This window comes from Streptomyces sp. NPDC048171 (assembly GCF_043202655.1).
Lineage (GTDB): Bacteria > Actinomycetota > Actinomycetes > Streptomycetales > Streptomycetaceae > Streptomyces.
The window spans coordinates 40,168-53,238 of record NZ_JBIDAU010000009.1 but is presented as its reverse complement, the minus strand read 5'-3'; the positions used below and the strand labels follow the sequence as shown (position 1 = coordinate 53,238).

The following is a 13,071-nucleotide window of genomic DNA, read 5'->3' as shown; positions in this document are numbered from 1 at the left end:
ACGTCGGCCGGACACCGATGCGGGCGGGCGGGGGATGCTCCCAGCCGGGGCCACCACCGCCCACCCGCATCGGTGTCCGTCAGGCCGCCGCCTCCTGCTCCGTCCGTATGGCCGAGACATCCAGGTTCAGCGTCACCTTGTCGCTGATGAGCACACCCCCCGTGTCGAGCGGTGTGTTCCAGGCCAGCCCCCAGTCCGAACGCCGCAGGGTGGCGGAGCCCGCGAAGCCGACTCGGTGGTTGCCGAAGGCATCGTCACCGGCCCCGCCGAAGACCACGTCGATGTCCAGGGGAAGTTCGATGTCCTTGATGCGCAGGCTGCCCGTGAGGCGGAACTCGTCGTCGCCGAGCGGGATGATGCCGGTGGAATGGAAGGTCATCAGGGGAAACGTCGCGGAGTCGAAGAAGTCGGGACCCGCGAGGTGGGCGTCGCGATCCGCCGCGCCCGTGTCCATGCTGTCCGTCTGGACACTCACGTACGCCTTGGAACGGCACGGGTCGGAGCCGTCCAGCACGAGAAGGCCTTCGAAGCGGTCGAACCGGCCGCGCACATTGGTGATCATGGCGTGCCGGACGGAGAAGCCGATCGTGCTGTGGACCGGGTCGATCGTGTAGACACCGGTGACGGCGGGGCGCGCACCGAGAACCGGGGTAGTGGCGTTGTCGCGTTGAATCATGATGGAGAGTCGGCTTTCTGTGACGAGAAGGGCCTGCCGCGCCGCGGTGCGGACGACAGGCCCCGTGTGGTGGGTGCGGGCCCCGCTCAGTGACCCGCCCCCGACGACTCAGCGCTGCTGCGCGAGCCAGTCGGCGAACCGGGTCTCGGCGATGTGCGCGTCCGGGCCGGGGAGCAGCGTGGTCTTCTGCAGCTCCGCGCCGAAGTACGGGGCGTGCACGTCGGCCACGACCTGGCGCGGGTCCTTCTTGGCGGCAAGTCCCTTGCGGATCAGCTCGTCCAGCTGGAACTCCTCGGGGCCGGCGACCTCCACCACCCCGCCCACGGGGGTGCCGACCGCGGTACGGCCCACGGCGGCGGCCACGTCGTCGGAGAAGATGGGCCGGATCCTGACCGGGGCCAGCCGGACGGTGTCACCGTCGGTCGCCGCCTCGGCGATGCCCTTCATGAACTCGAAGAACTGCGTGGCGTGCACGATCGAGTACGGGATGCCCGAGTCCTTGATCAGCCCTTCCTGCGCCTGCTTGGCGCGGAAGTAGCCGCTCTCCTGGAGACGCTCCGTGCCGACCACGGACAGCGCCACGTGATGGGTCACACCGGCGTCCGCCTCCGCCTTGAGGAGGTTGGTGGTGGAGGTGCGGAAGAACTCCATGACGGCGTCGTCCGCGAAGGAGGGCGAGTTGGAGACGTCGATCACGACGGACGCACCGGTCAGGACCTCGGCCAGGCCCTCGCCCGTGAGCGTGTTGACACCGGTGTTGGGAGCGGCCGGCACCGCCTCGTGACCGTGCTCGTTGAGCTTGGCGACCAGCTTGGAACCGATCAGTCCGGTACCGCCGATGACTACGACCTTCATGTGAATATCCCTTCGAGGTATGCGTTGTCGCCTGCACCAGAAAAGACCGAATGCTCACCCGGTCTGTGACAAGGCGAACCGGCTCATCGGTGTACCGGCGCTACTGGAGTTCAGGTGTTCTGGCTTTTCCGGTAATCGGAAGCCTGTTACTCGACGAGCTTTCCGTCGGTGGACACGTCCGCCATGAGAGAAGCGACCTCGTCCGGGACGTCGGGAATGTGCTCGTGGGTGATTCCGGTAGTCGGAGACCAGACCAGGTTCACGCGGAACGCGGGGTCCATGTCGGGGAAGTCGCTGCGGTTGTGACAACCACGGGTCTCCCGGCGTTCCAGTGCCGCTTCGAGGGTGGCGCGGGCCGCCAGGGCGGCCGACTTGAGGTCGAAGGCGTGGGCCAGGTCCTGGAAACCGGCGATGTCGGGATGGACGCCGACGTTCAGCATGCGCTTCTCGACCGCGTCCAGCTCCGCCAGACCGGCGCGCAGCCCCTCTTCGTCCCGGACGACACCGGCGTGCTCGGTCATGGTGTTGCGGATCGCGCGCTGGAGCGCCCGGACGTTCTCGGGGCCGTCCGCGGCCAGCATCTCGTCGACCTCGGCGCGCGCCTCGGCCACGGCGGTCGCGGACCGGGGCTGCGCGGTGAGGGACTCCGAGTAGGCCGCCGCGGCCCGGCCGGTGATACGGCCGTAGACGAGAAGCTCGATCAGGCTGTTGCCGCCGAGGCGGTTGGCGCCGTGCAGACCGCTGGCGGCCTCGCCGATCGCGTACAGACCGCGGACGTCGGTGCTGTGGTCCTCGGGACGGACCCAGACGCCGCCCATCGAGTAGTGGGCCGTCGGGGCCACCTCGATGGGTTCACGGGTGATGTCGAGCATCTGCAGGTCGAGGAGCGTCTGGTAGACCCGGGGCAGCCGGTTCATGATCGTCTGGCGGGGCAGGTGGGAGACGTCGAGCCAGACCCCGCCGTTCGCGGTGCCCCGGCCCTCCTTGATCTCGGTGTACGAGGCGAGGGCCACCCGGTCGCGCGTGGACAGTTCCATGCGCTCGGGGTCGTAGCGGCTCATGTACCGCTCGCCGAGGGCGTTGCGCAGGATGCCGCCCTCACCGCGGGCGGCCTCGCTGACCAGGGTGCCCGCGGCGTTCTCCGGTTCGATGATGCCGGACGGGTGGAACTGCACCAGCTCGGGGTCGCGCAGCCGGGCCCCGGCATCGACGGCCAGACGGAAGGAGTCGCCGGTGTTCTCGTCCCGGCGCGACGAGGTGCGCCGCCAGATGCGCGTGTGCCCGCCGGCCGCGAGGATCACCGCGTCCGCGTGGACGAGGTGGCGAGTGCCGTTGGTCAGGTCGAAGCCGTAGGCCCCGAAGACGGCACCGTCGTTGACCAGGAGACGCGTGATGTAGACGCTGTCGAGCACCGGTATGTCCAGCTGGACCGCGCGCCGGATCAGGGTGCGCTGGATCTCGAGGCCGGTGTAGTCGCCGGCGAAGGCGGTACGGCGGAACTTGTGGGCGCCGAAGAAGCGCTGCGAGATGCGGCCGTCCCCTTCACGGGCGAAGGCCATCCCGTACCGCTCCAGGTCGTCGATGCCCAGGGCCGCGCCCTGGGTGACGATCTCCGCCGTACGGGGGTCGCCGAGCAGGTAGCTCTCCTTGAGAGTGTCCGCGGCGTGCTGCTGCCAGGAGTCCTCGGGGTCCATCGTGGCCAGGGCCGCGTTGATGCCGCCGGCCGCCAGGGACGTGTGGGTGTCCTCCTTGGGACGCTTGCCGACGGCGATGACGTCGACGCCGGCCTCGGCCAGCTCGATCGCCGCCCGCAGGCCGGAACCGCCGGTACCGATCACCAGCACCGCGGTGGAAAGACGTTGTTCGGTGAGAGGCACGTTTGCTCCCGTCGCTCTGGGTGGTCATTGACTAGGACCACGTCGGGCGGCGGTTTGTGACATCGGCAGTGTGCGCGTGTCACATCGTGCCGGGGTCACCGGTCATTCGGACGAACCCGACGACCGTGCGCCAAGGCGCCGTGGATGTCCGACGGCCGAAGAGGAGAAGACGGATGACGTACGTCATCGCACAGCCCTGCGTAGACATCAAGGACCGGGCATGTGTCACCGAATGCCCCGTGGCCTGCATCTACGAGGGCGCGCGCACGCTCTACATCAACCCGGCGGAGTGCGTCGACTGCCACGCGTGCGAACCCGTCTGCCCCGTGGAGGCGATCTTCCACGAGGACGATCTTCCGCGGCACTGGGCGCACTACCTCGCGGTCAACGCGGAGTACTTCGACGAGGCGGCTTCCCCGTCGCGCGCACGGCGGGACACGGTCGGCGACCATCCGGTGGTGGAGGCACTGCCTCCGCAGAGGGATCCGCACAAGAAGGAGATCGCCTTCTTCACCGTCCGCAAGGAGGAAGCGGCCGACGCGGATCTGTGGTTCCCCTCCTGACCGGCCGCCGCCACCGAGCGTGCCCGGTCAGGGGGCGAGTGTGATGGTGGTCGGCGTTCCTCTCCACGCCATGCGCGCATAGGGGCACAACGCGTCGGCCTTCCCGATCAACTCGTCGGCCGTCGCGGGATCGACACCGGGCCACCGCACCACCAGATCGACGCGCAGCAGATAGCCGCCGTCCCCGGGGGCCCGGCCGAAGGCGACGGTCGCCACGACGGAGATCTCCGCGGGGTCCAGCGCCTCCTGCCGCGCCAGCAGGCTGAGCGCGCCGTGAAAGCAGGCGGCGAAACCGGCCGCGAAGAGCTGTTCGGGGTTGGTTCCCCGGCCGTCACCGCCCAGCTCGGCCGGCATCCGCAGGTCGAGGTCCAGGGCCCCGTCGGCCGAGCGTGCGTGGCCGGAGGCCCGCCCGTGCGAGGCCGCACCACCGTGGACCGTCACCGTGGTGGTGTAGATGGGCGAGAACTCCTCCCCGTCGAAATCCTTCTCGGTCGACAGGGTGGGCAACTTGATCCGCTCGGTCACGGCAGGACTCCGGTGTCGTCGGTACGCGGCCCCGGCAGACGTCCGGGACGACTGGATGACCGACGAGCGCCCGTTGTTGTGACGCCTGCCCGTCGGCGGCCGTGCACCCGCGACGGCAGGTCAGTCCCGCAGGGAGGCCACGTAGGGCGCCAGTTTTGCCGGGTTCATCACCCACATGAGCCGGTCGATGCCGTCCGCCGAGATGTCGGCGGTCAGCAGCGCGACGGCCTTCTCGTCGGAGAGGACCAGAACGGCCGGCCGTCCGTTCGCCTCGACCCACCGGACCTCCGACTGCGGCCAGAAGCGAGGAGCGAAGGCCACGAGGTAGTGCGAGACGTGGGGCAGCCCGATGACCGGGATCCTCGACGCGCCGCGGATCCCGTTGCCGTCCGTGTAGCTGACGACGTCGGCGGTGAGCACGTCCTCCAAGCCCGACAGGTCGCCCGTCCGCGCCGCGGAGAGGAAGACCTCCAGCAGCCGCCGATGGGCCGTCGGGGTCACGGCCTCCTTGCGTTCGGCGGCCAGGTGCTTGCGGCCCCGGCTCACCAGTTGGCGGGTGTTGGCCTCGCTGGTCTCCAGGATTTCGGCGATCCGTCCGTAGGGGTAGTCGAACGCCTCCCGGAGCACGTAGGCGGTGCGCTCCACGGGGTTCAGCTTCTCCAGCAGCAGCAGGACCGCCATCTCCAAGGCCTCGGCCCGCTCCGCGCCCAGGTGCGGATCCTGCGTGGTGTCGACGGGCTCCGGAAGCCAGGGTCCGACGTAGGCCTCCCGGCGCACCCGCGCGGACTGGGCCACGTTGATCGACAGCCTCGTGGCGATCGTGGTCAGGAAGGCGGTCGGTTCGTGCACCTTCGAACGGTCGGTGCTCTGCCATCGCAGCCAGGTCTCCTGCACGATGTCCTCCGCCTCCGCCGCACTGCCCAGGACCCGGTACGCGATACCGAAGAGCTGCGGGCGCGCCGAGAGGAAGTCCTTCGTCGCCTGGTCAAGGGTGCCGGGTGGGGCGCCAGCGTGCATGGAACATCCCTTCTGGCTTCGTGCACCCCATGCTACAAGCGGGCGCGTACCCCCGCGTCGGCGGAGGGGCACACGCGTGCACACGGATCCCGCAGTTGGCACACGGTGGCAACGGGCCACCGTTGGACACGCACTGTCGTCGGTGCCGGCCCCGCTGACGTGCCCTGTCACGGATCGATCGCGCACCCGGTCAGGACAGCGAACCGCAAGGGACCGGAAGGGGCACACCGTGTCGGACAGAACGTCGGCTCTCGATGTCGTGCACGGCATGCTGACGTTGTTGTTCGCCGTAGTGGCCCTGCACGTGCTGTGGCACGCTGTCCGGTCACCGGGTGCGGGCCGCCGTGACCGCGTGGACCTCGTCCTGCACTGCGCCATGGCAACGGCCATGGCCGCGATGCCCTGGAGTTTCGGCCCGCCCCTGTCCGGCCGGGCCGCGACGGTGTTCTTCACCGCCGCCGCGCTGTGGTTCCTGCTGACCGCCCGTACGGCGGTGGTGTCCGCCGACCGGCTGACGCCCGCCGTCGGCATGGCGGCGATGGCCTGGATGTCGCGGCCCCCGTCCGGCACCGTCCCGGTCTCCGCCGCCGCCCAGGAGACCGTGGCCGCCGCAGACGTCCCGGTCGCGCACCACACCGCGGCCCACGGCCATGCTGCCGACGCCTCGACTACGGCGACCCTGGTCACCGTCGTACTGACGGTGTATCTCCTCTGCCGCGCCCTGCGGTCGCTGACGCACCCCATGCCCGCACTGCGGACCGCCACGGACCACGCGCACCGCGCCGCCGCCACGAACCCGTACGGGCACGTGCGCGACGGCGCGATGGCGCTGGGGACGGCCGTGATGCTGCTGCTGCCCCACTGACCGCCTCACCCGATTCCGACCACGGCCTTGCCGCGCATCAGGAAGTCCGACAGGTAGCCGTCGTGGGGCACTCCCGGAGCCATCCAGTACGTCGGGCGGTCACCGGCGTAGACATTGGCGATGGAGGGTTCCGCCACCAGCGCGTCGAGCAGCGCACGGTCACCGGAGAGGACCGAGAGCACGAGTGTCCCGCGCAGTGGGGCGATGCCGTCCGAGCGGTCCCAGGGCGCCACCCACACACAGGGGAAGGGGAGTTCGGTCCCCAGCTGGGGAGCGCCGGCGCCGGCGACCTGATGAACGGCCGGCCGCAGGACGGCACTGCCGTCCCCGAGGTCGTCGACGACGCCGTCACCGCCGAGCCAGGCGCGGGTCCCCGCCGCCACCGACCTCAGGTGGGAGTCGAGGGCCAGGGCCCGGTCCAGCGGGCACACCGGGAGAACCGCCCGGGCGTCCTGAGGCGGCAGACCGGGCCGTTGGGACAGCCGCGCCGCGAGGGCCTCGGCCAGCGGTGCCGGGTCGCCCTCGACGAGGACGGCGGTGGCGTTGACACACGCGGTGCCGGCCTCGTCGGCGACGGAAGCGACGATCGTGTCCAGGTGCTCGCGCCAGTCCGTGTCCGCCGTGATCAGGATCTTCGTCCGGCCGGGCCCCTGGGGCAGCACGCGGGCGTCGTGGGCGTAACGGGCGACGACCTCGTCACCGCCGTACACCACCGCGCGGTCGGCGCCGCGGATCAGCGACTGCGCGGTCCGGTGGTCCGTGGGCAGCAACGCCAGCCGGTCCGGGCCGACGCCCGCCCGGTGCAGGGCGCCGACCAGGCGGTGCGGGGTGAACGGCTCGCGCCGCGACGGCCGTACGGCCACGCGGTAGCCCAGGGCCAGCGCCTCCAGCCACAACCGGTGGACCCCCGGATGGTTGCCGGAGGCGTTGACGGCGAACACCTCGCCCCGGCGGGCCCACACCGCATGCCCGGCCCCGAGAGACGGGTCGCGGCGCTCCCGGACCGTTCCGCGCGGCCTGCCCTGCTCTGCGGAGGCACGGGCGCGGGCGACGAAGCTCGCCGTGCCGCGAGTCGCGTCCCGCACCACGGTCAGCGGCATCCCGGAGGTCCGGCTGACCAGGTACTCGTACTCGCGCACGCCCAAACCGCCGACGGTGCCGGTGGCGAACTCCTCGGCGGCCGCCTCGAGGAGCGCGTCCAGGCCGGCCGCCGGGACCGGCCCCGCCTTGCGCAGCGCGGCCAGCGCCCGGTCGACGTACACCGGCGGCACCAGGCTGAGCCGTGCCACCTCGGCACCGGACACATCCGTCACGACGTCCGGCACACGGGTGCGGTAGGGGCCGCGGGGGCCCAGGGCGTCCAGGTACACCGGCATCGCGACCTCGGTGGCGGCCATCAGTACACACCCTCGATCACGGTCTCACCCTCCACCGTGGGCACCGGAGCCACGTCGGCCACGGCGTCGCCCGCCTGACCCTCCGCGGGCCGGACGCGCACGGCCGTGTCGCGCTCGGCGTTGTGGGGGATGAGCATGGACTTGCTGACGTGGCTGACGATCACCTGGCCGCGCTTTCCGACCTCGACGCGTTCCCCGGTGACGGGGTCGACGACCTCGAGGAACACGTACGGCGACACCGGGTCGAAGACGCAGGGCTGCGAGGCGTCGAGACCGGCGCGTTCGAGCAGCGCGGTGAGCATCATGGTGTTGCCGTACATGCCGATCAGCGGCACATCGGGGAAGACCTCCGTGGCCAGCAGATGACGGGTGTCGGGGTCCATGTGGGTGCCGCCCCAGACGATCGCCCGGACCGAACCGTTGATCCGCTCCAGGAGGTCGTCCTCGCGGGCGAAGCGCTCCAGCAGGGGAGTGGTGGCGGCGAGTACCCCGACGTCCTGGGTCAGCAGGATCCGCCGGCACTGTGCGACGAGGTGGTCGGTGTAGGACTCGACCTCGTCGTCGCGGCCCGCGGCGATCAGCTTCCTGACCCACCGGGGGTCCATGTCGATGCTCATTCCCGGGCCGCCGAGGGACGCCGCAGCCCGTTGCAGCACGTCCCCCACCAGGTGCGGACCGGTCGGCGCCACGGTCAGCCACTGGGCGCCGACGGGCAGGCCGTGCTCCCGCAGACGCCTGTCGACCTGTGCGGTGCTGTGCCGCACCCAGTCGTCGAGCTGGACGACCCGCTTGGGCGCGCCGGTCGTTCCGCCGCTGTCGAAGACGTTGCGCAGCCGGGCGCCGCCGCCGTAACCCCGGGGGATCAGGTCCGCCACCGGGACGTCGCGCAGTTCGTCGGTCAGGTCGGGGAAGAGGGCGAGGTCGTCCACGCCCCTGACGTCCCGCCGCGGATCGAAGGCGAGCCGTTCGGCCCGTTCCAGCCAGTAGCGGGAGCCGGTCTCCGGTGCGAAGTGCCAGCGCACGGCGGCGCGCACGAACTCGTCCGGATCCACGTCGTCGGACGGTCCGGCGTCCAGGACGGCGGGGGAGTCGTACATCATGCTGGGTCCTTCCTCGGCACTGGCTCGTGCAGTTGCCGGGTGTGGGGGGCACGGGGTTGGATCTCCGGGGCGTCCGTCATCGGCTGAACAGTTCGAAGGCGACGGCGGGAGCGCCGCCGAACCGTGCGCGGTGGACGCCGGTGCTCTCGCCCAGGAAACGACGCGCGTACGTCTCGGGGTCCTCCTCGGTCAGGGCTTCGAGGTAGGTCCGGTGCCGCAGCAGGGACTGGACGCCCTGCTCGAAGCCCGGCTCAGCGGACACGGCGTGGGACGGCGTCGGCGAGTTGGCGACGGCCACCCAGCGGACACCGTTCCAGGGCGGCAGCCCCCGCTCGGCCAGTTCCGGGAAGATCCAGCGGTTGCCCGCGTCCGCCGCCGCGTCCAGGACGGCGCGCCCCACCGCCACGTGGTCCGGGGTGTTCCAGGCCCCGGTGGCCCAGGTGTCCCGGTGGTTCAGTGTGATCACCAGCTCGGGCCGGTGACGCCGTACGGCGGCGGCGATGTCGCGGCGCAGGGAGACGCCGTACTCGATCACTCCGTCCCGGTGCTCCAGGAAGTCCACCGTGCGGACACCGACCGCCGCGGCGGCGGCCCGCTGTTCCGCCTCACGCAGAGGGCCGGCCCGTCCGGGATCCTGGGTGTCGATGCCGGCCTCACCGCGGGTGGCGAGGAGGTACGTGACCTCCCTGCCGTCGGCCACCCAGGAGGCCACGGCCGCCGAGCACCCGTACTCGAGGTCGTCGGGATGGGCCACCACGGCCAGGGCCCGCCGCCAGTCGTCCGGCATGGGTCGCAGCGGTGCGGGAGCGCTGTCGGTCACGCCTGGTCTCCCGCCGGTCGCGTGTGGAGGGAAAGCAGGCTCTCCAGCGGGACCGAGGGGTCGGCGAGGGCGGCGTCGTCCGTCTCCACGCCCGACTCGATCAGGGCGCGGATCGTCCCGATCACGTCCCACTGGTTGACGCTCATCCCGGCCAGCACCCGGTCGCCCGACATCCAGAACGCCAGGAACCGCCGCTCTTCGCGCGACCCGCGGAAGACGACGCGGTCGTAGCCGCCCGGTTCGGCGTACCCGGTGTACTCCATGCCGAGGTCGTACTGGTCGGTGTAGAAGTACGGCAGCCGGTCGTACACCGCGTCCTGGCCGAGCATGCTCAGCGCGGCGGTACGGGGCTGGTGCAGCGCGTTGGCCCAGTGCTCCACGCGCAGGTGCCGGCCGAGCCGGGGATGGTAGGCGTTGGCGACGTCACCGGCGGCGTGGACACCGGCGGCGGAGGTCCGCAGATGAGCGTCCGTCACGATGCCGTCGCGCACCTCGAGGCCGGCCTCCTCGGCCAGGCGGACGTTGGGCGTGATGCCCACCCCCACGACCACGGCGTCCGCGGGCAGGTGGGTTCCGTCGGCGAGCCGGACCCCTTCGACGCGGCCCCCGGTTCCGGTGACGGCCTCGATCTGGGCATGGGGGCGCAGGTCCACACCGTGGTCACGGTGCAGACCGGCGAAGACTTCGGCCGCCTCCCGGCCCAGGACCTTCAGCAGAGGCAGCTCACCGCGCTCCAGCACGGTCACCTCCGCGCCTGCCGCCCGGGCCGCCGCCGCCGTCTCCAGACCGATCCAGCCACCACCGACCACCACGATCCGGGCGCCTTCGGTGAACGCCTCCTTGAGGCGCTCGCTGTCGCCCACGCGCCGCAGGTACAGCACGCCCTCCAGGTCCGCGCCCGGCACCGACAGGCGGCGCGGCGAGGAACCGGTGGCCAGCAGCAGACCGGCGTAGGGCACTCGACGGCCGCCGTCCAGTGTCACCGCCCGGCCACGCGCGTCGACGGACGTCACGCTCGTGCCCAGGAGCAGATCGACGTCGTGCTGCCGGTACCAGTTCTCGGGGTGCACGTGGATGGACTCGCGGTCCTCCTTGCCCAGCAGGTACCCCTTGGACAGCGGCGGCCGGATGTACGGTCGTTCCCGCTCGTCCCCGATCACGAGAAGCGGCCCGTCGTGGCCGTGCTCTCGCAGTTCCTCCGCGGCCTTGCCGGCGGCCAGGCCGCCCCCGACGATCACGAAAGTCTTCGCACGCGGCATGAGATCCCCGTCCCAGTCTGTGAGGCGGACACGGACCGAGTGGTCCGGTCACCCTTCAGACCGGGCGACTACATGCGTTGTGACACCGTGGCACGGGCTTACCCGGACTCCGTGCTCCAGGAGTTCGCCGCCCGCCTCGCCCTCCGGTTCACCGGCAGGCCGGCCGTGTCACGGCCAGAACTCGCGGATCGTCGTGGTCCGGCAGCGGGACGAGGCCGTGGCCTGCCAGGTCGTCAATGAGCCGCGTGCGCGAGACGGGCCACATCCAGAAGGACTCCGTGTGCTCCCGCAGCACATGTCGTCCGCTGCGCACCCAGTAGTCGACACGGGTGCGGATGCGGTATCCCGACGCGGACATCGTCATGCGTCCGCCGTACACGTGCGCGCCCACCCGCTGCTCCGGCAGGCGGCGCACGACGTCGCGAGGGGGCAGCAGCGCGGGCGGCGGCTCCAGGAGGAGCGTCCCCCCGGGTGCCAGGGCCGCGTGGATCGCGGGCCACAGCCCGTCCCGGGCGGCCGGGGGGAGACAGGCGACCGTGTTGTGGCACACGGCGACGTCCGCGGCCGCGTACAGCGCGGCCTCGTCCAGGGCGTACGGGTGCACGGTCACCCGTTCGCGCTGACGTGCGGGCAGGGTGGCGAGGCGGGTGAGCAGGGACGTGCGCATGGCTCGCGCGGGCTCCACCGCGTGTACCTCGACCGCGGATTCGGCCAGGCTCATCAGCGTGACCCGACCGGTTCCGGCACCGATGTCGAGTACGCCGAGACGGGCCCGCGCGACCTGCCGGCCGTAGAGCTCGCGGACGCGTGCCGCGTCCCGGTCGGCCTGCAGGATGTCGTAGAACTCGGCGGTCACGGCGTAGGAGTCCGGGTCCGGCCGGGACACGGGTGCTCCGGTGATGACGGGATGCATGTCCAGCTAGACAACGTGTGAGCCGGGCCTGTGACAGAGGGTGCCCCGCGAGGGGCCGGTCCGGGCGGATCCGAGGTGATGCCCGTCACGGGGACGGGCTGTCACAAGTGCGTGGCACACGCAGTCAGTTCTCCGGTTCCGACTCGCGGAACCCGGAGCGAAAGCAGAACACGCCGTCATGACCGTGAGAACCCCGCAGGTATGGCTGCCCGCCCAGTTCACCGAGCTCACCGAGCTGCCACCGGGGCTGGAGTACGCCCGCTGGGACGGCCGTTCGGACTTCCCGTCGGACCCGTCGGAGGTGGAGTTCTACGCCCCGCCGCTGACCAAGGAGATCGATGTCATCGGCAGACCCCTGCCCCGCATGACACGTCTGCGTGCGGTGCAGGCCCTGAGTTCCGGCACGGACGAGCTGCGCGCGGAGTTGGACCGGCTGCCTCGCCCCGTGACCCTGTGCAACGCGGGCGCGGCCCCCGCTCCGAGCACGGCCGAACTGGCCCTGACCCTGATCCTCGCCTCGTTGCGGGGTATACCGGAGTCGGTCCGCGCCCAGCACGGCGGGGCGTGGAGACCCGGGGTCTTCCCGTCGTTGTACGGGCGGTCCGTGCTCATCGTCGGCTACGGCGCCGTCGGCTCCGCGCTGGAGGAGCTCCTGGTGCCCTTCGGATGCGCGGTAACCCGTGTCGCCGGCGCGGACCGGGACGCGCCCCGGGGCCCCGTCCGCTCCGCCGCACACCTGCCCCGGCTCGTGAGCGACGCCGATGTCGTCGTGCTGTCCATCCCGCTGACCCCGCAGACCCTTCGGCTCCTCGACGCGGGCATGCTGGCCCGCATGAAGGACGGCGCCCTGCTCGTCAACGTGGCACGCGGGGCCGTCGTCGACACCGACGCCCTGCTCAAGGAGACCCACGAGGGCCGGCTGCGGGCCGCGCTGGACGTGACCGACCCCGAGCCGCTCCCGCCCGGGCATCCGCTGCGGGAGACACCCGGCGTGCTGATCACGCCCCACGTCGGCGCGTTCACGTCGTCCCTGTGGCCGCGCCTCGAACAGCTCATCCGGCACCAGTTGAGCCGCTTCGCCGCGGGTGAGGAGCTGGAGAACGTCGTGTCCCGCTGACGCCCGGTCCCGCGGTGGAAGCCGCAGCGGGCCGTCCCGCCGCGGTCCTGCCGGGGGCGCCGCGCATGTCACACCCGCACCGTCTCG

At 71.5% G+C, this 13,071-nt stretch carries 13 protein-coding genes; 3 read left to right on the top strand and 10 right to left on the bottom strand.

The window, feature by feature from the left end; genetic code table 11:
• Window positions 1-79: 79 nt before the first annotated feature.
• From ACGF3J_RS25145 to ACGF3J_RS25135, 3 genes are all read right to left on the bottom strand, one after another.
• On the bottom strand, window positions 80-676 hold the full coding sequence (locus ACGF3J_RS25145; protein WP_161328125.1) for a YceI family protein: 597 nt from the start codon (window positions 674-676) through the stop codon (window positions 80-82).
• Between the two features lie 108 nt (window positions 677-784).
• Window positions 785-1,531, bottom strand: a complete 747-nt coding sequence (locus ACGF3J_RS25140; protein ID WP_161328126.1) for an SDR family oxidoreductase — start codon at window positions 1,529-1,531, stop codon at window positions 785-787.
• Between the two features lie 146 nt (window positions 1,532-1,677).
• On the bottom strand, window positions 1,678-3,408 hold the full coding sequence (locus tag ACGF3J_RS25135) for an FAD-binding protein (protein ID WP_346346064.1): 1,731 nt from the start codon (window positions 3,406-3,408) through the stop codon (window positions 1,678-1,680).
• Between the two features lie 173 nt (window positions 3,409-3,581).
• Here ACGF3J_RS25135 and fdxA point away from each other — a divergent pair, with 173 nt between their 5' ends.
• Entirely contained in the window at window positions 3,582-3,971 is a 390-nt protein-coding gene (gene fdxA, locus ACGF3J_RS25130) for a ferredoxin (RefSeq protein WP_161328127.1), read from the top strand.
• A gap of 27 nt (window positions 3,972-3,998) precedes the next feature.
• Here the strand turns inward: fdxA and ACGF3J_RS25125 are convergent, their stop codons facing one another.
• Window positions 3,999-4,496 carry an Ohr family peroxiredoxin gene (locus ACGF3J_RS25125; protein WP_393854875.1) on the bottom strand — a complete coding sequence of 166 codons (498 nt, stop codon included), beginning with the start codon at window positions 4,494-4,496 and terminating at the stop codon, window positions 3,999-4,001.
• Window positions 4,497-4,616: 120 nt separating this feature from the next.
• Window positions 4,617-5,513, bottom strand: coding sequence for an RNA polymerase sigma-70 factor (locus tag ACGF3J_RS25120; protein ID WP_161328129.1), 897 nt, complete (start codon window positions 5,511-5,513; stop codon window positions 4,617-4,619).
• Between the two features lie 229 nt (window positions 5,514-5,742).
• Here ACGF3J_RS25120 and ACGF3J_RS25115 point away from each other — a divergent pair, with 229 nt between their 5' ends.
• Window positions 5,743-6,378, top strand: coding sequence for a DUF5134 domain-containing protein (locus tag ACGF3J_RS25115; protein ID WP_161328130.1), 636 nt, complete (start codon window positions 5,743-5,745; stop codon window positions 6,376-6,378).
• A 5-nt stretch (window positions 6,379-6,383) separates the two neighbouring features.
• On the opposite strand, the gene ACGF3J_RS25110 is transcribed toward ACGF3J_RS25115, so the two are convergent.
• From ACGF3J_RS25110 to ACGF3J_RS25090, 5 genes are all read right to left on the bottom strand, one after another.
• Window positions 6,384-7,775 carry an aldehyde dehydrogenase family protein gene (locus tag ACGF3J_RS25110; protein ID WP_161328131.1) on the bottom strand — a complete coding sequence of 464 codons (1,392 nt, stop codon included), beginning with the start codon at window positions 7,773-7,775 and terminating at the stop codon, window positions 6,384-6,386.
• Window positions 7,775-8,875, bottom strand: coding sequence for a long-chain fatty acid--CoA ligase (locus tag ACGF3J_RS25105; protein ID WP_161328132.1), 1,101 nt, complete (start codon window positions 8,873-8,875; stop codon window positions 7,775-7,777). Before ACGF3J_RS25105 ends, ACGF3J_RS25110 begins: the two co-directional genes overlap by 1 nt.
• Before the next feature lie 76 nt (window positions 8,876-8,951).
• Window positions 8,952-9,695 (bottom strand): PIG-L deacetylase family protein, encoded by a 744-nt coding sequence (locus ACGF3J_RS25100; protein WP_161328133.1) that lies wholly within the window; start codon window positions 9,693-9,695, stop codon window positions 8,952-8,954.
• Window positions 9,692-10,954: an NAD(P)/FAD-dependent oxidoreductase gene (locus ACGF3J_RS25095; protein ID WP_161328134.1), complete on the bottom strand. Its 1,263-nt coding sequence runs from the start codon at window positions 10,952-10,954 to the stop codon at window positions 9,692-9,694. The genes ACGF3J_RS25100 and ACGF3J_RS25095 overlap by 4 nt, the downstream gene beginning before the upstream one ends.
• 148 nt (window positions 10,955-11,102) lie before the next feature.
• Entirely contained in the window at window positions 11,103-11,867 is a 765-nt protein-coding gene (locus ACGF3J_RS25090; RefSeq protein WP_161328135.1) for a class I SAM-dependent methyltransferase, read from the bottom strand.
• Between the two features lie 178 nt (window positions 11,868-12,045).
• Between ACGF3J_RS25090 and ACGF3J_RS25085 the strand changes: the two genes are divergently transcribed.
• A complete protein-coding gene (locus ACGF3J_RS25085) occupies window positions 12,046-12,984 on the top strand; it encodes a 2-hydroxyacid dehydrogenase (RefSeq protein WP_161328136.1) in 939 nt (312 codons plus the stop codon).
• Window positions 12,985-13,071: the final 87 nt, after the last annotated feature.

Bases quoted from the DNA above. Each gene is read 5' to 3' on its own strand.
- ACGF3J_RS25145 (WP_161328125.1), bottom strand. From the start codon at position 676: ATGATTCAACGCGACAACGCCACTACCCCGGTTCTCGGTGCGCGCCCC.
- ACGF3J_RS25110 (WP_161328131.1), bottom strand. From the start codon at position 7,775: ATGGCCGCCACCGAGGTCGCGATGCCGGTGTACCTGGACGCCCTGGGC.
- ACGF3J_RS25120 (WP_161328129.1), bottom strand. From the start codon at position 5,513: ATGCACGCTGGCGCCCCACCCGGCACCCTTGACCAGGCGACGAAGGAC.
- ACGF3J_RS25095 (WP_161328134.1), bottom strand. From the start codon at position 10,954: ATGCCGCGTGCGAAGACTTTCGTGATCGTCGGGGGCGGCCTGGCCGCC.
- fdxA (WP_161328127.1), top strand. From the start codon at position 3,582: ATGACGTACGTCATCGCACAGCCCTGCGTAGACATCAAGGACCGGGCA.
- ACGF3J_RS25085 (WP_161328136.1), top strand. From the start codon at position 12,046: ATGACCGTGAGAACCCCGCAGGTATGGCTGCCCGCCCAGTTCACCGAG.
- ACGF3J_RS25140 (WP_161328126.1), bottom strand. From the start codon at position 1,531: ATGAAGGTCGTAGTCATCGGCGGTACCGGACTGATCGGTTCCAAGCTG.
- ACGF3J_RS25090 (WP_161328135.1), bottom strand. From the start codon at position 11,867: ATGCATCCCGTCATCACCGGAGCACCCGTGTCCCGGCCGGACCCGGAC.
- ACGF3J_RS25105 (WP_161328132.1), bottom strand. From the start codon at position 8,875: ATGATGTACGACTCCCCCGCCGTCCTGGACGCCGGACCGTCCGACGAC.